Source organism: Acidovorax sp. GW821-FHT10E03, assembly GCF_059415205.1.
This window is the reverse complement of record NZ_JBWKMU010000022.1, coordinates 1-21,194: the sequence shown is the minus strand read 5'-3', so window position 1 is coordinate 21,194 and position 21,194 is coordinate 1. Positions and strand designations below refer to the sequence as shown.

The following is a 21,194-nucleotide window of genomic DNA, read 5'->3' as shown; positions in this document are numbered from 1 at the left end:
AATGAAGTGTGCGTTTGGAATGCCGGTGTACCGCCCGATGGGGGCGGCAATGGCAATGGCAACGGGGAGGGCGACGGTGATGGAGAGAGCGGATTTGCTGGCTCGTGTGCTGCGGGGTTCTCATGCGAGGGCGATGCCATCCAGTGCGCGATTGCGAAAGAACAGCACATCAGGGCCTGCAAGCTGTTTGACGACAAAAGCGCGGAGTCTGAGCTCTACGGCAAGGAAAAGGGCAAGGAAGGCGTGCAGACAAAAGACCTTCCCGGTAACAAGTCCGAGACCATGACGGGCCGCATCAACATGAGTGATGCACTGGGCGGTGGTGGTCAGTGCATTCAGGATTTGAGCATCGTTGTGATGGGCCAGTCTATGACCCTGCCTTTCAGCAAGATCTGTCCAAGCATCGCGGTCATTGGAAACATCATGGTCGCGGTGTCGCTGCTGCTGGCCGCTCGTATTCTTGTGAGGGGGTAAGCCATGCCTGTATTCATCGCTGCCATCGGCGGCATGCTCTTGAATCTCGTCGGCTCGCTGGTCGGCCGTGTGTTGATCGCCTTGGGCATGTGCGTCATCACCTATACCGGCGTGAATGCCGCGCTGGATGAGCTCAAGAATCAAGCCATTCAGCAGTTCGCATCCCTGCCCCCTGAGGTGTTCTCGATGCTTGCGGCCATGAAGGTAGGGGTGGCAATCAGCATCGTGACCAGCGCCATGGCGGCACGCATGCTGCTCGACGGCCTCACGTCCGATACGTTCAAGCGCTGGGCGCTCAAGGTATAGCCCATGCTGCACATCATCAGCGGCGCCAATGGCGCGGGAAAGACCCTGAACACCCTCAAATGGGTACGTGAGCGCCAGCTCAAGGAAAATCGCCCCGTGTGTCACAACGGGCGCTTTGAACCCGTCGAAGGCGGGGAGCTTGCGGGCTGGAAAAAAATCGACTTCAAGGATTGGCAGGCAGAGCCGGATGGCACGATCTTTCTGATCGATGAGGCACACAATGATCTGCCAAACCGCCCGGCAGGGGCCGCAGTGCCGGACCCCATCAAGATGCTGGCAGAGCACCGCAGGCGCGGCTTTGATTTCTATCTGGTCACCCAGCACCCCCAGAACCTCGATAGCTTCGTGCGCCGCTTGGTCGGCCCGCCTGGATGGCACCGCCACCTCAAGCGCTCGTTTGGCGTCGATATGGTCAGCGTGTTGGAGTGGTCCGCCGTCAATCCAAACTGCGAAAAGGACGGCAGTGGCAAGACGGGCACTGTGACCATGCAAGCCTTTCCGAAGGAGGTCTACGGCTGGTACAAAAGCGCCAGCCTGCACACCGGCAAAAAGAAGCTGCCCGCGAAGCTCTGGGTATTCCTGGCCTGCGTGCTGCTCATCCCGCTGCTGATCTGGTTTGCATCGTCCAAGCTGCTGGCAAAGACCGAGGCGAAGGTGCTAGCGAAAACCGCCAGCGAGGCCCAGGCGCAGGCCAATGCGATGCCGCAGCAGGTAGCGGCAAAGCTCACGCCCGACCAGTACATTCAAGAGCGCTCACCGCGCCTCAAAGACTTCCCGCACACGGCCCCGGCCTATGACGAGGTGACAAAGCCCACCGTGGCCCCATACCCTGCGGCGTGCATCACGATGGGCAAAACCTGCAAGTGCTACACACAGCAAGCCACGCTTCTGCAGGTCAGCGGCCCCGTGTGCCTGCAGATCGTGGCGCAGGGCTTCTTTGTGGACTGGCAGCAGCAGAACCAGCAGCAGGGCCAGCAGGCCATTCAAGGGCCGCAGATGCCGCCCCTGCAGGCCCGGGGACGCCCCGCAGAGCCACCACCGCAGCAGGTGCGCACGGTGCCCATGCCGACCCCGCAGTTACAGCAGCCTGGCCAGATCACCCAGGCCGACATACCCCAGGCGCTGGGCATCAGAAACCCTGCGTTCAACGCCCACCCGCACAACAGCGGCAGTCAAGGCGGCTGACGTCGCGCCACATCGTTCTGAGAGACAAACCGGGGCCCCGGGAACGGAGGCCTTGTGCCGCAGTGGTGGGGTCGGGGTATGGGGTGAAAAACCCCATGTCAGCCGGTTATGCAACCCGTGCCCTATCTAGACCAGCGATACACTGTTTTACAGGAGGGACAACATGCACAGGCGCTCGTACCAGACAGAGGACGAAGGGTCGTTTCTGCTGGACATCATCAAGATTGCAATCGGTGTATTCATCGGCGGGCTTGCAGCCGCCTTCACGTACGAAGCCATCCTTGCATACCGGGCTGAAATGGCGATACGCAAGGTGCAAGAGGAAGTCAAAGCCCAGGCGGACCGCATCGAAAAGCAAGACGCCCGTCGTCGCCAAGCCGAGGCCGAAGCTCTCGATGCAGCGCAGCTTGAGGCGGATCAACTCCGATCTGCCAAGGCCCTCGCGCAGCGGCTGGAAACCGAGCGCCAGCAGCGCAAAGATGCTGCCTGGGCCAAGTTCTACCAGCCTTCTCCCAACTGCAAGATCGACCCCGGCACCACCCCGTGCGCCAACGAACACATGGTTGCTCGAAAGCGCTTTGAAGGCCAGTACGTAGACCGTTGACCTCCTACGGCTACGCGCGCGTTTCCACCACCGAGCAGAACACCGCCGTACAGCTCGCGGCCTTCAAGCGCGCAGGAATCAAACACGTTGTGCAGGAAAAGCGCAGCGGCGTCGCGCAACGCCCTGAGCTGCAAAGCCTCCTTGCTCGCCTGCGTCCCGGTGATGTTCTTGTCGTTTACAAGCTCGACCGCCTGTCTCGCAGCCTGCGTGATCTTCTCCGGCTGCTGGAGTCCCTGGAGCAAGCTGGCGTCACGTTCCGCAGCCTCACGGAATCCATCGATACCAGCAGCCCAGCGGGCCGCATGTTCTGCCACATGCTGGGCGCCTTCGCGGAGTTCGAACGGGCCATGATTCGTGAGCGCTGCGCCGCTGGATTTGAGGCCGCCAAAGCAAGGGGGCAGACATTTGGAAGAGCCCGCTCTATGCCCGAAAAGACCGAAGCCAAACTGGTCCGCATGTACCTCTCAGGCAACTACACAATGCAGGCCCTAGCGGATCACTTTGGCGTGCACACTTCCAGTGTCAAACGTGCAATTTACAGAATCACGAAACCTGAGCACAGCAGCTTAAGATAGCGACGTGCGTATCTCATTGCACAGACAGGAAACGGCCAGGAGCGGTCTGTGGCGGCAGATAAAAGCGGACACTAAACGTAGAGATGACCGGACCACATCTCTCGCGGCGAAGCCGCCTTCCTGCAGTTGTGGGTCCGAGTCGATTGGCATGTTAAGCCCTTGACTCACTGAGAGCGCGAGAGATGAAGGCGAGGTGTTGTTCATGCAGCGTGTGTGCCGTTGATCCTGGAGCATGGCCCTGAATTTTCATCATTACCCGTGAACTCTGATCTCGAAGCAGGTTCTGCAAGGTCATCAATCGTTCGAACAGTTCTTTCGAAGCCTTGTACTGTGACTGACCCCATTCGTAATTCTGCTTGGCAAGTCGCTCGAAGTCCCGTGCCTCGTACTGCCCCGGCGTTTGGGTCACAGCTTTTCCAGATAGCGCAATCTCGGCTCCATGGTCGGTCACGATGTGAGCCTCGGTGCCTGAAATCACGGATACATGGGCACCTGAATCATCTTTCATCACTCTGCAGAGTTCGGCATAAACAGCATCAGCGTTGTGCGGATCATCAACCTGCAGAAGTAAAACTGGCGGCGATGTCGGAGACGGGTCAAATCCCCCAACAACGAAACGCACCAGAATTTTGCCTTCGTCCCGGTGAGTGTGTTCGAGGAAACCTTCGAATGGATGCATGACAAAAGGGTTTAACGAATGAAAGGGACTTCCCCGTCCCCTGTGAACCGCGCAGTTGCGGAGTACGGCATCAAGTATGGGGCCGTAAGCAGAAAAAATGACCGGATTGGAGAGTTGCGCTCAGCGTCGGCTTCGGGCCCAAAGCGGACATCGTCATTTCGGCGAACTGACTACGTTTTACCCTTAGCTGCAGCCTCGTATCTGTCCAAGAGTAATTGGAGAGCCGCACGCTCCTCGTCAGAAATGCCGTTGCCAAAGTCAACGACGATACCGTTGATGAGGTAGTACTCGGTGTCGTTTCGAATGGTCCCTCGTTTGGTGATGCGCTTGTACGATGAAGCGTATCGACGCCGGACCTCTGACACAGTTATCAATCCGGAAGCGCGAAGAGCCTCGTCAAGGACTGCGACGCCAGCTGCCCGCTTGTCGCTCAACTCCTCAATGACGTCGTTCGCCGCTTGGCGAAGCCCCTCCAGTGCCTTTGACTTACCGTGCTGCTCGATGATGCTGGCGCACACGCTCTCAATGCTTAAGGTTGAGGTTTGGCTCACGCCCGAGACGTGGGTCGCATAGAAGGACACGAACCCCATCAACTCTTGGAATTCGCGCTCGCGTTCTGGTGAAAGGGGGCGTGTCATCTGGGGTACTGGGCTAAACAGGATGGTCTGCTTGTGGCCGCAATCAGTCTCAGCAGTTGCATGTCGAGAGACCAAAAAGCAATCTACGCGAGGATTCCACAAGCCGTCAGACCTCTCTGTGACAGCTGGAAAAGTAAGTGCTTTGCGCAGCCCTCTGGATCGTTCGTGCATTCGCAAGGTCCCAGGGGCAATGGGATTGATATCGGGTCTTTAAAAATCTGTGCAGACCGCTCGTGACCTAGCGGCGCTCTGATCTCCAAATGCCCCTCCTGGAACTGCAATGGGATGTGGATGCAGTCATGAAAAAGCAAACTCTGCACCCCAGCTGCCGCTAATGCGGCGTGGAGTTCATCAAGACCATCGGGGCTTTGCATGTGTCGATTCTCTGTGAAGACAGTACACCGACCGTCCGCTTCTGGCCGATAGCGGAAAGTCTATCAGCGGTGCTATTTGCGACACACGATCCGCATGGTCGCGGTATACGCAACCAGAAGAGTCCCCTCAGGCAAGCGCACAAACACGCACCGCTCTAGAAATCCCTAAAAGTGGTTGGTTCGAAAACCACAGTCTCCGCCAAAACGCAAGAATGGCCCCCCGCAGTGGAGACCTCTTTGTCTTCGCGTGGCCGATCACAATGAAGGGCATCCGACAGGCCTTTCATTTCCGCACAAGCGGAACTCTCTAAAGCTGGCCATGGCAAGCACCGTGGTGGCGCACCTTCGGTCATCCTGAACGGTATCCATCAACGACCCGGCATCCATCACCCCCCGGAAACTGGCGGGGCGAAGCCCAGCACGCCGTCCACCAGCAGCATCAAGAGTGCTGCGCGCAAGTCGTCGCTGGTGTCCGTGACCCCCGTGACGAGGCCGCGCTGCACCCAGATGGCGCGCCCATTGAAGTTCGCGTCGCCCGTGGTGGATTGCAGGTGGCGCGCCAGGATCTCAACCCGTGCATAGTCGCTGTCCGAAATCGAATTTGCAACCGTGATGGTGCTGCTCATGGAGTCCTTGGCGAATCCGGTCAGTGCGCCTCAAGGTTCAATCATTCATCGCGTGCCTGGCACCCTGCGCGCTGCGCGGCGCATTCACAAAGCCACCTTTCAGCGCGTCTTCCACCACGAGCCGGAGGAGGTTCTCGCGCAAGCTGTCGACCGTGTCGGTGACCACGAACTCCTCGACCGGGCCCCGGGTGACCGCGATGGCAATGCCGTCGAAGTTGGCGTCGGTCTGCTGAAGGCAACGCATTACGTCCAGCACACGTTCAAAAGCCTCTTGCGGCACCTTCTGTGCAATGGTGATGTGGATGTTCATGTCTGACCTTGGTTGCAGGGTTACTGAGCTTGCAGCGAAGAGACCCAGCCCCAGCGGTCATCGATGCCGCCCCCAGCTTGCGCCACCGCGCGGCATCCGTCTATGGGCGCGGTCCTACATCCTCGCCTTTATCTTTGCGATGGATGGATGAATGAATAAATGGACTGGCCGCGCGCAATGGCCGAGGTGCCTGTGCGAACCGCGATGTCCTTGACGCCATCATCCCTGCACCTTCGCACCACGCAGCAGGGCGCAAAAAAAAGCCCACCGGAGTGGGCTCTGCGCTGTGCAACAGCCTGGCTCAGCGTTGCCGGCGCCGCAGCCCCACGAGGGCACCGGCGGCCAGCAGGCCAGACATGAGGAGCATGGCCCATTCACTGAGCGTGGGAATGCTGGCTGTCGAAGCCACCACAATGGTGAAGGAATCTGCGGTGGGCCCAGCCCCCCAGGTCCAGGTATAGGAGCCCGGGGTGAGGCCGAGGGCCGCCATCGTGGTTCCCGCCCAGGTCGTTGTGGAGGGCGCCAGGGGGGCGCCGGAAACATAGCCGACGGGCACTCCAATCCACGCCCCCGAAGTGATGCCCGCCGCGTCGCCGGTGGTACTGGAGGACAGGATGCCTGCGCCAGCCCCATAGTCCGCAGGCCCCAGCGTGGTGATCGCATAGATGCTCGACGGCGGCGTTCCGACCAGAGCCATTCCAAGATTGGGGATGATCACCGCCGGTGAAATGGTGTTCCCGGCAAAAGTCGCACCCGAGGTGTTGATGCTGCCGCTTCCCGTGGCGACGACATCTGGGCCGCTCTGAACAAAATTCAGCGTGTACGCAGCGTGTGAATGGCCGCAAGCAAACACCAGCGCCATGGCCGCGCATTGGACGATTTTCATTGATTCCCCCTGTGAGCGGACGTTTGTAACACGCCGTGAGAAGTCGGCCAACTTCTGGCTGCGCACGTGGCCGCACGGCAGGCGGCGGGCAGGGGTGAAGCCCCGCGGCCGCTGACTCGAAACAAAGCCCTCGCGGCTGCTGTCCGGACCGGCTCCGTTGGTTCGCAGGCCCTCAGCGCCCCCGGCCAGCACGCAAAAAAAGCCCGCAGTGCGCGGGCTGAACACTTGCTTGTGCAAGCGGGAGGGATGTCGAGAGGGTATCGACGCACGCATCCTAAAACGCCCGTCTTGTGCCAGCTGTAGGACAACATCGCGTGCGGTCCGCGCCGCCGCGGGCAGGGGCTACCGGGCCGATGCAAACCCGCAGGCCGGGTTGTTACGCGCGGACACGCCGCCCGGCGGAGGGTTCTAGTATGGTGAGCGGATTCGATACCCGAAGGATCCACATGTTGAAAGCTTCTCTTGCCCTTGTGGGCGGCGTGACCTTGGCTGCCGCCATGACGGGCTGCTCCGGTTATGGCCAGACACCCGCCCCGTCCTCCTCCAGCGGGCCCGGCAGCGCCACGCCTTCACCGGCGGCGCCTGCGGCAGCGGTGTGCAACGCCCAGCCCGCGCAGTTCGCGGTGGGGCAGAACAGCACCTCCTCGGTCATGGAGTCCGCACGCGCCCGCTCGGGCGCGCAACTGGCCCGCATCCTGCGGCCGGGGCAGATGATCACCAAGGAGTTTGATGCGCAGCGCCTGAACCTGGAGGTGGATGCCAACGGGCGGATCATCGCCGTGCGCTGCGGCTGACCCGGCCCGCGACACCGGGCACGCGGCGGGCGCCCGCGATCCTTCAGTCGGCCAGAAAGAGTTCCTGCAGGTCGCTCAGGAAATCGAAGCCCCGCTCCGTCGGGCGCACGCGGGCCATGTCGCGTTCGATCAAGCCCTTGCGCTCGGCCGCCTCCAGGCCTTTGGCGATGGCGGTGACGGGCAGGCCGGTGCGGGCCATGAAGTCCTGCAGCGCAAAGCCCTCGCGCAGCCGCAAGGCATTGAGCATGAATTCGAACGGCAGGTCGGCGCGGCGCACCTCGTCATCCTGGGCCACGGCGCGGCCGGCCAGGGCGTTGTCCATATAGCGGCCCGGATCGCGAAAGCGCACCTGGCGCACCACGCGGTGCGCAAAGCTCAGCTTGCTGTGCGCGCCCGCGCCAATGCCTAGATAGTCGCCGAACTGCCAGTAGTTGGTGTTGTGAAAACACTGGTGCCCCGACCGGGCGTAGGCCGAGATTTCATAGCGCCCCAGGCCCGCCTGCCCGGTCATCTCCGTGATGCGGTCCAGCATCGCATAGGCCTGGTCATCCTCGGGCACGGCCGGCGGAAACTTCGCGAAGTAGGTGTTGGGTTCGATGGTCAGGTGGTAGATGGAGATGTGCGGCGGTTTCAGGGCCAGCGCCGTCTGCATGTCCTGCTCCAGCTCTTGCAGCGTTTGCCCCGGCAGCGCGTACATGATGTCGAGGTTGAACGTGTCGAAGGCCTGGGCAGCCTCCTCCACCGCCGCCAGGGCCTGGGCGCGGTCATGCACCCGGCCCAGGGCCTGGAGGTGCCGGTCGTTGAAACTCTGCACCCCCACCGACAGGCGCGTGACGCCCGCTGCACGGAACGCTCGGAAGCGGTCTTTTTCGAAGGTGCCGGGGTTGGCCTCGAGGGTGATCTCGCAATCGGCCTCCAGCCGCAGGCGGGCGCGGATGTCGCCGATCAGCCGGTCAATGGCTGCGGGCGAGAACAGGCTGGGCGTGCCCCCGCCGATGAAGATGCTGTGCACCGTGCGGCCCCAGATCAGCGGCAGCGCCGCCTCCAGGTCGGCCATCAACGCGTCGATGTAGCGTTGCTCGGGCAAACCGCCCCCTCCCGGATCACCGGCGGCCTCGCGGTACTCATGCGAGTTGAAGTCGCAGTACGGGCATTTCTTCAGGCACCAGGGCAGGTGCACATACAAGGACAGTGGAGGCAGGCTGGGCAATTGCAGCAGGCCGGGCCGCATGTAGTGCTGGATGTCGCGCACCACGGCGGGCGCATCAGCAGCAGCAGGAATGATGGGAATAGCCATTGCAAGCCTCAAAGGTTCATAGCGCTCGCGCCGCGGTACCCGCCTGCAGCGGGAGCTGTCGCGCGCACGACCGCCGCGCAAGGGCCGCCCAGGCGGCGCAGCTGCGTTTCACTTGCGTGCGCTGGCGGTGTCCCCCTTTGGGGGGAAGGCGCGAGGCGACTCAGGGGGAACTTCATGCCAGCCAGCGCTCGCGCATCAGCGCCAGCATCTGCGCGGCAGAACGGCCCCGGTGGCTGTGGGCGTTCTTCACCTCCACGGGCAGCTCGGCGAAGGTCTTGCCGAATTCAGGAATGAACATCACGGGGTCGAAGCCAAAACCGTTGCTCCCCCGGGGGGCCGTGGTGATCTCGCCCACCACGCGGCCCACCGCAATCAGCGGCTCCGGGTCCTGCGGGCTGCGCACGGCGACCAGGGTGCTGACCATCGCCGCGCGGCGGTTGGCCACGCCCTGCAGTTGCTCCAGCAGGGCCCGCACATTGTTGTCGTCACTCTTCTCGTAGCCGAACTGGGTGCAGTAGTAGGCGGTATCGACTCCCGGCAGGCCGCCAAAGGCGTCCACACACATGCCGGCGTCGTCCGCCAATGCAGGCAGGCCCGTGTGCGCCGAGGCGAAGCGGGCCTTGGCCAGGGCGTTCTCGACAAAGGTGCGAAAAGGCTCTTCGGCCTCGCCCACGCCGAGATCGGCCTGGCGCACCAGTTCCACGCCCAGCGGCTCGAACATGGCCTGCAGCTCCGCCAGCTTGCCGCGGTTGTTGGATGCGAGAACAATTTTCATAGGTAAAAATGGCCTCTGGCGCTTATCTATCAAGCGCTAGCAGCTATCAATAAATGAGTATTCCTGTCATGGGGTTTCCAGAAGCGACCGCTGCTGCAGCTGCACCAGCTCTGCAATGCCCTTTTCCGCCAGCGCCAGCAGCTGGTCCATCTCCGCGCGGGTAAAGGCCACGCCCTCGGCCGTGCCCTGCACTTCCACGAAATGGCCAGCGCCGGTCATCACGATGTTCATGTCGGTGTCGCAGTCCACGTCTTCGACGTACTCCAGGTCGAGCAGCGGCGTGCCCTGAACCATGCCCACCGAAATGGCGGCCACGGGCTGCACCAGCGGCGACTGGGCGATCTTGCCGCTGGCAAGCAGCTGGTTGACCGCGTCCTGCGCCGCCACCCAGGCGCCGGTGATGGCCGCGGTGCGCGTGCCGCCGTCGGCCTGGATCACGTCGCAGTCGAGCTGGAGAGTGCGCTCGCCCAGCAGCTTCAGGTCGAACACGGCGCGCAGCGAGCGGCCGATGAGACGCTGGATCTCCTGCGTGCGGCCATTTTGCTTGCCCCGCGCGGCCTCGCGGTCGTTGCGGGTGTGGGTGGCGCGCGGCAGCATGCCGTACTCGGCCGTCACCCAGCCTTCTCCGCTGCCCCGCTTGTGGGGCGGCACCCGCTCCTCCACCGACGCGGTGCACAGCACCTTGGTGTTGCCAAATTCGATGAGCACCGAGCCCTCGGCATGCATGGTGTAGTGGCGGGTGATGCGCACGGTGCGCAACTGGTCGGCGGCGCGGCCGCCGGTACGGACAAAGGGTGTCATGGTGTGGGTGGCTCGTAAAAAAACACAAGGCGGAGGAGTGAAGGACCTGCGTGCAGGGACACACTCCCGCGCCCCAAAAACTCAGGCCGCCAGATCCATCGGCGCCTGGCCGGCCGGGAACTCACGCCTTGCGGGCGGCAGAGCGGCGTATGGCTTCGTTGATTTCGGCGATGGACCGCTCAATGGCCGCGTCGTCCAGGTCATCCACCAGCCCGTCGAGCGGGCCCGCCTGGATGGTGGACGCAAACACGTCGTCGCTGATGCTGTCTGTCGAGACGCCCTGGGTGGACTCGAACGCGTCGGGGGTTTCCCATTCCATCGCCACCACCGTGACGTTGTCGCTGCTGTCGCCCGCCTTGCGCAGGGCATCCTCCACCAGCTCGGGCACCGCGTGCGACACCGCATTGCGGGCGAGCTGCTTGGCGATTTCCTCGTCGCTGAGCGTGCCCCACAGGCCGTCCGAGCACAGCAGGATGCGGTCGCCCTGCTCCAGGTACACCGGGCCCGTGATGTCGTAGATGGGTTTGGTCGGCGAGCCCAGGCAGGTGAACAGCACATTGCGGTTGATGCGCTCGAGCCCCGGCGGGGGCGAATTGCGCAGCTCCATGTACGAATGGTCGCGCGTGCGAGTGAGCAGGTCGCCGTCGCGCACCATGTACAGGCGCGAATCGCCGCAGTGGATCCAAGTGGCCGTGCCAGCCTGCAGCACGGCCGCCACCAGCGTGGTGCGGGGCGTGTCGAGCATGCCCTTGTCGGTGGCGTAGCGCAGGATCTGGTGGTGCGCGGCCAGCAGTGCGCCCGAAAGAAATTCCTGCACGTCCTTGAGCTGGGGCTTGGCCTGGCGCTGGAACAGCGCCGAGATGGTCTGCAGCGCGATCTGCGCGGCCACTTCACCTTCGGGGTGGCCGCCCATGCCGTCGGCCAGCACGAACAGGCCCGATTCGCGCGTGTAGCAATAGCCCATGCGGTCTTCGTTCTTCTCGCGGCCGCCACGGCGGCTGATCTGGAAAACCGAGAACTTCATAGTGACCCACGCAAACAAGGATGCACCACGGCATCGTTAATGAACAGGCGCCCCGCCCCAACCCGCTTCGCGTGGGTCGTTTTCATTTGGGTTTGGCTCCGATACCGGTGGCTTCACCCACCTTTTGCACGTTCTTCTTGGTGTCGGACACCAGGGTGTCCAGCTGCAGGCGCATCTTCTCGGCCACCGTGAGCTTGGTGTAGCGGCGCTCGCCCTCGCGGCTGAGCTCCTTTTGCAGCGCGAACACCGACTGCGGGCGCGACAGCGGGTCCAGCGCCATGCACCACTCCACCACCTCGATGAGGTTGTCGGAGTACACGCCGCGCAGCTTGGTCAGCGCCAGCGACAGGCGGTCTTTTTCGATGCGCTGGGGCGCCTCGTTGGGTGGAAAGCCCTGCATGCAGGCGTAGATGCAGGCACCGATGGCATAGATGTCGGTCCACGGGCCCATGGACGAGTCGCGCCGGTACATCTCGGGCGCGGCAAAGCCGGGCGTGTACATGGGGCGGATGAAGTTGCCCTCCTTGGACAGCACCTCGCGCGCGGCGCCGAAGTCGATCATCACGGCCTTGTTGTCGTCGGTGATGAAGATGTTGGCCGGCTTGATGTCGAGGTGCAGCATCTTGTGCTGGTGCACGATGCGCAGGCCGCGCAGCACCTCGTCGAACAGCGAGCGGATGGTGGACTCGCGGAACACCTTCTGCGTCTTGAGGTCACGCGCGGTGATGATGAAGTCCTGCAGGGTCGCGCCCTCCAGGTAGTTCATCACCATGTAGACGGTTTCGTTCTCGCGAAAGAAATTGAGCACGCTCACCACGGAGGCGTGCGAGATCTGGGCCAGCGAGCGCCCTTCTTCAAAAAAGCTCTTGAGCCCCAGGCGGTAGAGCGAGAGTTTCTCGGACGGCACCTTGGGCAGCAATTCGCCAGGCGCGCGCGTCGCCAGGGACGACGGAAGGTATTCCTTGATGGCGACCTGCTGTCCTTCGCTGTCCGTGGCGAGGTAGACCACGCCAAAGCCCCCGGAGGACACCCTGCGAACCACGCGGTATCCACCAATGGCGGTGTCGGGCGGCAAGGGAGCCGGCTTGATTTTTGACATATTTTGCGAAGATGACTCGGGGGTAGAGCGGAACCCGGATAATCGCCGGATCGCAAGCAACCATCAAAAAGTCCAATGCCAGTTTACAGCATGACCGGATACGCCAGCGCACAGCACGGCGCGTCCGCCACTGGCGCAGAAACCGAGGCCCGCGCCTCCCAATCGCGCAGGCTGGGGCTGGAAATCCGGTCGGTCAACAGCCGCTTCCTGGACCTGTCGTTCCGCCTGCCCGATGAACTGCGCGCCATGGAGCCCGCGCTGCGCAGCCTGCTAACCGCCCGGCTCAAGCGCGGCAAGGTCGAGGTCCGGGCCGCCCTGGAGAACGAGGAAAGCAACACCCTGCAGGATCCGCCCGCGCGGCTGCTGCAGCGGCTCAACTCGCTGCAGGACTCCGTCAAGGCATGGCTGCCCACCGCCGCCCCCCTCACGGTGGCCGATGCCCTGCGCCTGTGCGCCAACGCCCCGTCGGGCTCCGAGGACTGGAGCGAAGCCGTGCCCGCCCTCGCGGAAGAAGCGCTGACCGCGCTCATGGCCGCCCGCGAGCGGGAGGGCAAGCGCCTGGCCACCATGCTTCTGGACAGGGTCAAGCAGCTGCGCGCCCTGGCGGAGCAGGCCGTCCCCATGGTGCCCCTGTTGGTCGAGCAGCAGCGGCTGCGCTTCATGGAGCGCTGGAAGGAGGCCATGGCCCTGACCGATGGCGCCACCCTGCCCGAGGCCGCCCGCGACCGCGCCCTGACAGAAGCCACCGCCTTTGCCATCCGTATCGACGTGGCCGAGGAAATCACCCGGCTGGACTCCCACCTGGACGAAATCGAACGCCTGCTCAAGAAGGGCGGCGAAGTGGGCAAGCGGCTGGACTTCCTGATCCAGGAACTGCACCGCGAGGCCAATACGCTGGGCTCCAAGTCTGCCGCGCTTGACCTCACACGCATCAGCGTGGACATGAAAGTGCTGATCGAGCAGATGCGCGAGCAAGTGCAAAATATCGAGTAATACTCATTTTTTGATAGCGCGCAGCGCACATCAACTATGGACTACCCCGGAAATCTCATCGTAGTTGCAGCCCCCAGCGGGGCTGGCAAATCCAGCCTCGTCAAGGCCCTGCTGGAGCTGGACTCCCACGTCCACCTGTCCATCTCCCACACCACCCGCGCGCCACGCGGCCAGGAAAAACACGGCCGCGACTATTACTTCGCCTCGCAGTCCGAATTCGACGCCATGGTGGAGGGCAATGCCTTCGTGGAGTGGGCGCATGTGCACGGCAACCGCTACGGCACCTCCAAGAAAGCCATCGAGGAGCGGATTGCCCAGGGCTCGGACGTGATCCTGGAGATCGATTTCCAGGGCGCCCTGCAGATCAAGCAGGCATTTGCCAACGCCATCCTGGTGTTCATCCTGCCTCCCAGCTGGGAAGAACTGCGCTCGCGCCTGGAACGGCGGGGCGAAGACTCTCCCGATGTCATCGAAGTCCGCCTCAAGAACGCGGCCATCGAGATGGCGCAAGTCAGCAAATTCGACTTCGTTATAATCAATGAGTTGTTTGAGCGCGCGCTTTTCGACCTGAAAGCCGTAGTTCACGCCCAGCGACTCAAGTACGCCGCCCAGCGCCGCGCCCGTGCTGACACCTTCCAGTCGCTCAATATCACCTGAATCCGGAGTAAACCGATGGCACGCATCACCGTAGAAGACTGTCTGGAAAAGATCCCCAACCGCTTCCAGCTCGTGTTGGCCGCCACGTACCGTGCCCGCATGCTGAGCCAAGGCCACGCCCCCCGCATCGAAAGCCGCAACAAGCCCGCCGTGACTGCCTTGCGCGAAATCGCCGAAGGCAAGGTTGGCCTGGAAATGCTCAAGAAGGTTCCTGGTTGAGCATTTTCCCGGGCGAAGTCCCTAAAGAGCACCGCGGCAGCGGTGCTTTTTTTTGCCCAGAAGTCGTCTGATGCGCTCCCGCGCTACATTTAAGGCATGAACGCGGTGCTCAACTCACCTTCTGCAACGCAGCCCCGGTTTGGCGAATCGCCAACGGCGGGCACCCTTTCGGCAGCCGCAGCGGCCGCCAATGCCGCTGCGGCCAGCTTTGCCGCGCTGACGGACAGCCTGGACTACCTGGACGCCGGCAGCATCGAGCAGGTGCGCCAGGCCTACCGGTTCGCGGACGAGGCCCATCTGGGCCAGTTGCGCAACAGCGGCGAGCCCTACATCACCCACCCCATCGCCGTGGCGGCCCAGTGCGCCACCTGGAAGCTCGATGCACAGGCGCTGATGGCGGCCCTGCTCCACGATGCCATGGAAGATTGCGGCGTCACCAAGGCCGACCTGATCGACCGCTTTGGGGCCCCCGTGGCCGAGCTGGTGGACGGCCTGACCAAGCTCGACAAGCTGCAGTTCAACACCCGCGAGGAAAACCAGGCGGAGTCCTTCCGCAAGATGCTGCTGGCGATGGCGCGCGACGTGCGGGTCATCCTGATCAAGCTGGCGGACCGCACCCACAACATGCGCACGCTGTCCGACATGCCGCGCAGCAAATGGGGCCGCATCTCATCCGAAACGCTGGAGATCTACGCCCCCATCGCCCACCGCCTGGGGCTCAACCAGACCTACCGTGAATTGCAGGACCTGGCATTCCGGCATCTGCATCCGTGGCGGTATGCCACGCTGTCCAAGGCCGTCAACAAATCGCGCAACCGCCGGCGCGACCTGGTGCAGAAGGTGCAGGCCGAGGTGGATACCGCCTTCTCGAAAATCGGCATGAAGGTTCGCCTGGCCGGCCGGGAAAAGACCTTGTACGCCATCTACCAGAAGATGGACCTCAAGCACCTGAGCTTTGCCCAGGTCACGGACATCTACGGCTTCCGGGTGATCGTGCCCACGGTAACGGACTGCTACACCGCATTGGGCGTGCTGCACCAGATGTACAAGCCCGTGCCCGGCAAGTTCAAGGACCATATCGCGATCGCCAAGCTCAACGGCTACCAGTCGCTGCACACCACCCTTGTCGGCCCTTCGGGCGTGAACATCGAGTTCCAGATGCGCACGGACGAAATGCACGTGATCGCCGAGGCCGGCGTGGCGGCGCATTGGCTGTACAAGGCACAGGATGGCGACGGCACGTCTGCCGAACGCCTGGGCACCAAATGGCTGCAATCGCTGCTCGACATCCAGAACGAAACCCGCGATGCCGCCGAGTTCTGGGACCACGTGAAGGTGGACCTGTTCCCCGACGCCGTGTACGTGTTCACCCCCAAGAGCCAGATCATGGCCCTGCCCCGCGGCGCGACGGTGGTGGACTTTGCCTACGCCATCCACAGCAACGTGGGCGACCGCACCACCGCCGCCAAGATCAACAACGAGCAGGTGCCGCTGCGCACCGAGCTCAAGAACGGCGACGTGGTGGAAATCATCACCGCGCCCGTCTCCACCCCCAATCCGGCCTGGCTGGGCTTTGTGCGCACCGGCCGGGCGCGCTCCAAGATCCGCCACTATCTGAAAACCCTGGCGCAGACCGAATCGGAAGGGCTGGGGGAAAAGCTGCTGACACAGGCCATCCGCGCCGAAGGCCTTGAACAACTGCCACCGCTGGACGCGGAAACCCAGCCGATGTGGGAGAAGCTGCTGCGCTTCACCGGCAACCGCACCCGCAGCGAACTGATGACGGACCTGGGCCTTGGCAAGCGCATTGCCAGCATCGTCGCAAAACGGCTCATGGTGCTGATGTCCGAGCATGGCCACCGCCCCGACGCGCTGCTCATGACCCGCGAGCGCTATACCTCGCATGAAACGCTGTCTCAGGGGGCCGTCACGCTCGACGGCAGCGAAAACGCGTCGGTGCAATACGCCACCTGCTGCAGGCCCGTGCCCGGCGACAGCATCGTCGGCTATCTCGGCCGGGGCGAAGGGCTGGTCGTCCACAACGTGCACTGCACGGTGGCCAAGCGCCTGCAGCACAAGGACAGCGAACGCTTCATCGCGGTGGACTGGTCCGACGAGCCCACCCGCATGTTTGAAACAGGGGTCGTGGTCACCGTCACCAACGGCAAGGGTGTCCTGGCCCGCGTGGCCGCGGAACTGGCAAATTCAGAAGCGGATATCACCCATGTCGACATGGATGACGAGGCCGCGCTCGACACCACCGACCTGCGGTTTATCGTTGCCGTGCGGGACCAAGCACACCTGGAACTGGCGCTGAAAAACCTGCGCCGCACCCAGGCAGTCATTCGCGCCGCCAGGATCACGCCACAGGCGTAGGAAATCCAGCTGGCCTGGAGGCCCCACCAGCCACTCGGCTTCGGCTGAGTTGCTGCGCGGTTGGCTGCTACCCGGCTCGCGGCGGGTATCTCACCGCCACCACCTCCAGATTGCGGACACCGCCCGGCGTGGGCAGTTGCACCTCATCACCGACACGGGCCTTGAGCAATGCGCGGGCGACCGGAGAAATCCAGCTCACCTGCGACTCGTGGCTGTCCGCCTCATCGATGCCCATGATGGTGATGGTGCGCTCCACGGCCCCATCATCCACATAGGTCACCGTGGCCCCGAAAAACACCTGGTCACTTCCAGCGTGAAGGCTGGGGTCCACCACTTCAGCAATTTCCAGCCGCTGGGTCAGGAACCGGATGCGCCGGTCGATTTCGCGCAAACGCTTCTTGCCATACAGGTAGTCGCCGTTTTCGGAGCGATCGCCGTTGCTGGCGGCCCAATGCACGACGTCCACGATCTTGGGACGCTCGTTGTCGATCAGGTCAAGCAGCTCATCCCGCAGGCGGGCATAGCCAGCGGGAGTGATGTAGTTCTTGCCACCCGCAGGCAGCGGAGGCAGCGCCAATTCATCTTCGTCGCCACCGTCGGTTTCTTTGGTAAAAGCCTTGCTCATAGCCACATCTCCCGATCAGCGCAAAGCGCTCTGGACAAATGAAAAAGCCTGCAATCTTTCGATTGCAGGCTTTAAACATTGGTGCGGCTGGCAGGAATCGAACCCACGACCCCTTGGTTCGTAGCCAAGTACTCTATCCAGCTGAGCTACAGCCGCTAAGCTTTGAATTATAGCATAATTTCTTGGCGACCCTTGAAATCAGATTTTTCTGCTTGTTCCTGCCTTGAAGGCAAACTCAATCAGACACTCAACTCAACGCAAGCCAGGATTGTAATGCACTCCAGAGACTCCAAAGAGAAAAGGACTGCACTGCGACAAGAAAAATGGCTGCAATCGCGATGATCGCCCGTGCGAACGACGGGTGGTAGGGCGTGTTGGACTTGAACCAACGACCAAAGGATTATGAGTGATCTGTCAACAAAAAAATTCTTGTTGTAGATCAGTGACTTAGATGTGTCCTCCTCGTCGTAGGCTACAGCTAGGCTACAACCCTCTCTGCCGCAGTGCCCAGATCCGGGCAGACTCAACGCGGAACGTATCCAGCCCCACCCGGATTGCCGAGGAGGATCGTTTGCATCCAGTGGTTCAACTGGTGGGCCAGTTCAAGACCAACAGAGTCGAACGATCCATTCGCGCCGTAAGCCTTTAGCATTTTTAAGGCGGTCGGCGTGCGTGCACCGGCGTCGGTGGGCAGTGCGACCAAACTCTGGCCAAAGAACAAGATCGGTCGCACTACTCTGCGATTGAACAGTGCGTCCCATTCGATCTGCGGACGGTCCTTGGCAGCCTGGTCGATCAGCCCTTGGAGTTGACCGTCGAGTGCAGCGATCGCGCTCTGAAGATCCGTGAACTGTGCGTTCCAGAGTGCATCGTGATCCAGGGCGCTCTTGGCGTTGATGATGACCATGCCGCGGTCGGCCTTGCACTTCGGGGCATCGATCTGTTGGGCGCCTTCCTTAATACGTTCGAAGATGGTCTGCCCTTGCTTCGACGAGATTGTCTTGATTGCGAGCGCCCAACGCTGCGGCGGCTTGGCTTAGTCGCATTCCTGAAGAGTGAACATCACGTCCGGGTTGTCACCCTTCGCATTGGTCGGTGAGTCCAGGGGAACATTGGTGCCGACATGCGCGGCCAAGCTACCGATGTAGAGTTCAGCGAACTTGCGCGCGGTGTCGTCGTTGGGACCACTAGTTGCGTTCTGAGCCAGCGAGGCTGGCCGCACCTTGGTTTCACCGATCAAGCGCAAATGCGGCAGAAAGGTCGAGAATTCAGCAAGAGGTTCGACCGTAAGAACCTTCGCCGCAAGATCGTGATGACCTGCCGCGCTGCGCAGGATGTCAACTTGACCAGGCCCCGAAGCGAGGGATGGGTCCTTCATCACCGCCACGAGTTGGGTGAGGGAAAGAAGCTCGTCCTCCAGACTGGAGCCAACCGTCGGCTGAATGCCACTTCGCTGTAGCAGCCTCAGAAAACGGTCGCCGATGTCGTCGGCAGCTTGAAACGGTACCAATGACATAGTGCAAATTGAGTGGTAGGCCGTGTTGGACTTGAACCAACGACCAAAGGATTATGCTTACCACTTCGGCTTTCGCCGCCCGTTTCCGGTTCGTGGTCTGGACTCTGTCTTGCCTTTCGGCCTTCCCGTCGAGTCTCTACACGTTCTCCCCTATCGGGAGCTTCGCTCGGCGTTGGCATAGCGCACACGCGCTTTAGCGTTCACCGAATTTGAGAAGTTCTACTTCAAGGCAGAGTGAACTTACCTTGAGCAACCCAACCGGCTCTTCCCCTGCCGTGACCAAAAAAAGCCACAGTGTAGGGAGTCACCCATCAAGTCCTCTGCTCTAACCAACTGAGCTAACGGCCCACAACCCATCATTATCGCATGCTGAAACAGGGGCAAGATTGCTACTTGGAGTTTTATTCGCGGATTCACTGGCCCTCATGTGCCATATGGTGACTAGAGCGTGTCATCAATCAAAGCAGACTGATTGAGAAGGAGATGTTCGCTCATGCGAGCCACACACTGGCTGCTGCGAGATAAATCGCGCCAAGGAAGTTGCACGCGGTCTTGTCGTATCGCGTTGCAATGGCGCGGTACTGTTTGAGACGTGCGAAGAAGTTCTCGATGAGATGGCGCGCCTTGTAGAGGTAGCGGTCGAAGTCGCGCGGCTGCTTGCGAGTCGAGCGAGAAGGAATTACGACCTCCTTGCCCTTTTGCAGCAACGGCTCGACAACCCGCTCCTGCGCATCGTAGGCCTTGTCGGCAATGACCGTTTGCGCGGGCGTGTCCTTGAGCAGGACATCGGCGCCTTCGAGGTCATGGGCCTGTCCTGGCGTGAGGTGAAAGCCGCTCGGATTGCCCAGTGCATCGCTTGTGCGGCTCCCCCCTTTTGCACCAGCGCTGTGCTGGTGGGCTCGAACGATGGTGGAGTCGATCATGGCGTACTCGTTGTCCGCATCCTGGGCCAGGGCCTGGAAGAGTTGCAGCCACGCACCGCTCTTGCTCCAGCGCGAGTGGCGGGTGTGCACGACACGGAAGTCGCCGAAGCGCACAGGCAGATCGCGCCAGGGAATTCCTGCTCGGTAGCGATAGAGCACGACGTCGACGAACAACCGGTTGTCCTTGTGTTGATTTCCACGCAGAAGTGACCCACTAACCCCCAGGATTTCCATCTAAATCTGATCCACGTACTAACCCTAACCTGCTGCTTTGTTGAGCAGCAGGAGACCAGGAGTGATAGACGTGGCAACACTGAGTGTCATCAGGCGCTGGGCCCTGCGAGAGCAGCTGTCCATCAGGGAGATCGCCCGCCGCACGGGCCTCTCGCGCAACACCATCCGCAAGTACCTGCGCGCAGGCGAGGCCGAGCCGCACTATGCCAAGCGGGTCAGTCCTTCAAAGCTCGATCCCTTCGCATCGAAGCTCGCCGGCTGGCTCAAGACGGAAGCTGGCCGATCCCGCAAGCAGCGGCGCACCGTCAAGCAGATGTACGTGGATCTGCAGGCGCTCGGTTATGGCGGCTCCTACAACCGTGTGGCGGCCTTTGCGCGCCTCTGGCACGAGCAGCGCCTGGTTGCACAGCAGACCACCGGCCGAGGTACCTTCGTTCCGCTGACCTTTGGCCCGGGTGAGGCCTTCCAGTTCGACTGGAGCGAGGACTGGGCTGTTCTCGCCGGCGTGCGCACCAAGCTGCAGGTAGCCCACTTCAAGCTCAACCACAGCCGAGCGTTCTACCTGCGCGCCTATCCGCTGCAGACGCACGAGATGCTGTTCGATGCCCACAACCATGCGTTCGTGGTCCTGGGTGGCGTGCCCCGCCGTGGCATCTACGACAACATGCGCACCGCTGTAGACCGGGTGCGCCGTGGCAAGGAGCGCGACGTCAATGCGCGCTTTGCGGCCATGGTCAGCCACTTCCTGTTCGAGGCCGAGTTCTGCAATCCCGCGTCGGGCTGGGAGAAGGGCCAGGTGGAGAAGAACGTGCGCGATGCCCGCCATCGCCTGTGGCAAGTGGTGCCGCCATTCCCAAGCCTGCCCGATCTCAATGCCTGGCTTGAAGAGCGCTGCGTGGCGCTGTGGCACGAGATCGAGCACGGCAAGCTGCCGGGCACCGTCGCGGATGTCTGGGCTCAAGAGAAGCCCGCCTTGATGCCAATGCCCCGGCCCTTCGATGGCTTTGTGGAGAACACCAAGCGCGTCTCATCCACCTGCCTTGTCCACTTCGAGCGCAATCGCTACAGCGTGCCGGCGCCGTATGCCAATCGGCCGGTGAGCCTGCGGGTCTATGCGGATCGCTTGGTGAATCGCCCCGGGTTTTCTAGACACCTCTGAGCCTCAAACCTGAGGCCCAATAGGAGGTGCCATGAGTAAGCAAAG

The 21,194-nt window shown here is 62.1% G+C and carries 24 protein-coding genes, 1 tRNA gene and 1 pseudogene; 11 read left to right on the top strand and 15 right to left on the bottom strand.

The features are described from left to right. The 5 genes from AC07OD_RS27940 to AC07OD_RS27920 all read left to right on the top strand — a co-directional run. Positions 1-474: virulence factor TspB C-terminal domain-related protein (locus AC07OD_RS27940; protein ID WP_494598544.1), on the top strand; the 474-nt coding region annotated here is incomplete at its 5' end. Between the two features lie 3 nt (positions 475-477). Then, a complete protein-coding gene (locus AC07OD_RS27935; protein ID WP_494598543.1) occupies positions 478-780 on the top strand; it encodes a DUF2523 domain-containing protein in 303 nt (100 codons plus the stop codon). 3 nt (positions 781-783) lie between these two features. Continuing rightward, complete coding sequence (locus tag AC07OD_RS27930; protein WP_494598542.1) at positions 784-1,965, top strand: zonular occludens toxin domain-containing protein; 1,182 nt, start codon at positions 784-786, stop codon at positions 1,963-1,965. Between the two features lie 163 nt (positions 1,966-2,128). Then, positions 2,129-2,569: a hypothetical protein gene (locus AC07OD_RS27925; RefSeq protein ID WP_218293554.1), complete on the top strand. Its 441-nt coding sequence runs from the start codon at positions 2,129-2,131 to the stop codon at positions 2,567-2,569. Beyond that, on the top strand, positions 2,566-3,144 hold the full coding sequence (locus AC07OD_RS27920) for a recombinase family protein (protein WP_218293553.1): 579 nt from the start codon (positions 2,566-2,568) through the stop codon (positions 3,142-3,144). Before AC07OD_RS27925 ends, AC07OD_RS27920 begins: the two co-directional genes overlap by 4 nt. Positions 3,145-3,295: 151 nt before the next feature. On the opposite strand, the gene AC07OD_RS27915 is transcribed toward AC07OD_RS27920, so the two are convergent. From AC07OD_RS27915 to AC07OD_RS27895, 5 genes are all read right to left on the bottom strand, one after another. Then, positions 3,296-3,823 carry a hypothetical protein gene (locus tag AC07OD_RS27915; RefSeq protein WP_494598541.1) on the bottom strand — a complete coding sequence of 176 codons (528 nt, stop codon included), beginning with the start codon at positions 3,821-3,823 and terminating at the stop codon, positions 3,296-3,298. 170 nt (positions 3,824-3,993) lie between these two features. Continuing rightward, positions 3,994-4,461, bottom strand: a complete 468-nt coding sequence (locus tag AC07OD_RS27910) for a hypothetical protein (RefSeq protein WP_494598540.1) — start codon at positions 4,459-4,461, stop codon at positions 3,994-3,996. 760 nt (positions 4,462-5,221) lie between these two features. Then, positions 5,222-5,461, bottom strand: coding sequence for a hypothetical protein (locus AC07OD_RS27905; RefSeq protein WP_218293550.1), 240 nt, complete (start codon positions 5,459-5,461; stop codon positions 5,222-5,224). Positions 5,462-5,498: 37 nt separating this feature from the next. Further along, positions 5,499-5,771 (bottom strand): hypothetical protein, encoded by a 273-nt coding sequence (locus AC07OD_RS27900; protein WP_492808686.1) that lies wholly within the window; start codon positions 5,769-5,771, stop codon positions 5,499-5,501. 301 nt (positions 5,772-6,072) lie between these two features. Continuing rightward, positions 6,073-6,657: an IPTL-CTERM sorting domain-containing protein gene (locus AC07OD_RS27895; protein ID WP_494598539.1), complete on the bottom strand. Its 585-nt coding sequence runs from the start codon at positions 6,655-6,657 to the stop codon at positions 6,073-6,075. A 446-nt stretch (positions 6,658-7,103) separates the two neighbouring features. Here AC07OD_RS27895 and AC07OD_RS27890 point away from each other — a divergent pair, with 446 nt between their 5' ends. Continuing rightward, positions 7,104-7,451, top strand: coding sequence for an I78 family peptidase inhibitor (locus tag AC07OD_RS27890; RefSeq protein WP_369641698.1), 348 nt, complete (start codon positions 7,104-7,106; stop codon positions 7,449-7,451). 43 nt (positions 7,452-7,494) lie between these two features. On the opposite strand, the gene hemW is transcribed toward AC07OD_RS27890, so the two are convergent. The 5 genes from hemW to AC07OD_RS27865 all read right to left on the bottom strand — a co-directional run bounded on the left by hemW (position 7,495) and on the right by AC07OD_RS27865 (position 12,447). Beyond that, positions 7,495-8,748, bottom strand: coding sequence for a radical SAM family heme chaperone HemW (gene hemW, locus AC07OD_RS27885; RefSeq protein ID WP_218341513.1), 1,254 nt, complete (start codon positions 8,746-8,748; stop codon positions 7,495-7,497). 172 nt (positions 8,749-8,920) lie between these two features. Beyond that, positions 8,921-9,523 (bottom strand): RdgB/HAM1 family non-canonical purine NTP pyrophosphatase, encoded by a 603-nt coding sequence (gene rdgB / locus AC07OD_RS27880; RefSeq protein ID WP_218341514.1) that lies wholly within the window; start codon positions 9,521-9,523, stop codon positions 8,921-8,923. A 66-nt stretch (positions 9,524-9,589) separates the two neighbouring features. After that, a complete protein-coding gene (gene rph / locus AC07OD_RS27875; RefSeq protein ID WP_218341515.1) occupies positions 9,590-10,324 on the bottom strand; it encodes a ribonuclease PH in 735 nt (244 codons plus the stop codon). A 121-nt stretch (positions 10,325-10,445) separates the two neighbouring features. Next, positions 10,446-11,348: a PP2C family protein-serine/threonine phosphatase gene (locus tag AC07OD_RS27870; RefSeq protein WP_218293543.1), complete on the bottom strand. Its 903-nt coding sequence runs from the start codon at positions 11,346-11,348 to the stop codon at positions 10,446-10,448. A gap of 82 nt (positions 11,349-11,430) precedes the next feature. Next, entirely contained in the window at positions 11,431-12,447 is a 1,017-nt protein-coding gene (locus tag AC07OD_RS27865; RefSeq protein WP_218293542.1) for a serine/threonine protein kinase, read from the bottom strand. Positions 12,448-12,537: 90 nt separating this feature from the next. Between AC07OD_RS27865 and AC07OD_RS27860 the strand changes: the two genes are divergently transcribed. The 4 genes from AC07OD_RS27860 (at position 12,538) to AC07OD_RS27845 (ending at position 16,692) form a co-directional block, all read left to right on the top strand. After that, complete coding sequence (locus tag AC07OD_RS27860; RefSeq protein ID WP_304505103.1) at positions 12,538-13,440, top strand: YicC/YloC family endoribonuclease; 903 nt, start codon at positions 12,538-12,540, stop codon at positions 13,438-13,440. A 36-nt stretch (positions 13,441-13,476) separates the two neighbouring features. Then, positions 13,477-14,097 carry a guanylate kinase gene (gene gmk, locus AC07OD_RS27855; RefSeq protein ID WP_218293540.1) on the top strand — a complete coding sequence of 207 codons (621 nt, stop codon included), beginning with the start codon at positions 13,477-13,479 and terminating at the stop codon, positions 14,095-14,097. A gap of 15 nt (positions 14,098-14,112) precedes the next feature. Beyond that, the gene (rpoZ, locus tag AC07OD_RS27850) at positions 14,113-14,316 is read left to right on the top strand and encodes a DNA-directed RNA polymerase subunit omega (protein WP_005794722.1); all 204 of its coding nucleotides are present in this window, start codon (positions 14,113-14,115) and stop codon (positions 14,314-14,316) included. 96 nt (positions 14,317-14,412) lie between these two features. Next, positions 14,413-16,692 carry a RelA/SpoT family protein gene (locus AC07OD_RS27845; RefSeq protein ID WP_218293539.1) on the top strand — a complete coding sequence of 760 codons (2,280 nt, stop codon included), beginning with the start codon at positions 14,413-14,415 and terminating at the stop codon, positions 16,690-16,692. Positions 16,693-16,759: 67 nt separating this feature from the next. Here AC07OD_RS27845 and greB read toward each other — a convergent pair whose 3' ends face one another. The 5 genes from greB to AC07OD_RS27820 form a co-directional block, all read right to left on the bottom strand. Next, entirely contained in the window at positions 16,760-17,317 is a 558-nt protein-coding gene (greB, locus tag AC07OD_RS27840; RefSeq protein WP_218293538.1) for a transcription elongation factor GreB, read from the bottom strand. A 79-nt stretch (positions 17,318-17,396) separates the two neighbouring features. Beyond that, positions 17,397-17,473, bottom strand: a tRNA-Arg gene (locus AC07OD_RS27835). Positions 17,474-17,840: 367 nt separating this feature from the next. After that, positions 17,841-18,224 (bottom strand): hypothetical protein, encoded by a 384-nt coding sequence (locus AC07OD_RS27830; protein ID WP_494598538.1) that lies wholly within the window; start codon positions 18,222-18,224, stop codon positions 17,841-17,843. A 129-nt stretch (positions 18,225-18,353) separates the two neighbouring features. Next, a complete protein-coding gene (locus AC07OD_RS27825; RefSeq protein WP_494598537.1) occupies positions 18,354-18,833 on the bottom strand; it encodes a hypothetical protein in 480 nt (159 codons plus the stop codon). A gap of 491 nt (positions 18,834-19,324) precedes the next feature. Then, complete coding sequence (locus AC07OD_RS27820) at positions 19,325-19,990, bottom strand: IS5 family transposase (RefSeq protein WP_494598536.1); 666 nt, start codon at positions 19,988-19,990, stop codon at positions 19,325-19,327. Between the two features lie 61 nt (positions 19,991-20,051). On the opposite strand from AC07OD_RS27820, the pseudogene istA reads away from it, so the two are divergent. After that, positions 20,052-21,119 (top strand): annotated as a pseudogene (istA, locus tag AC07OD_RS27815) (IS21 family transposase); the annotation flags it as partial. Positions 21,120-21,194: the final 75 nt, after the last annotated feature.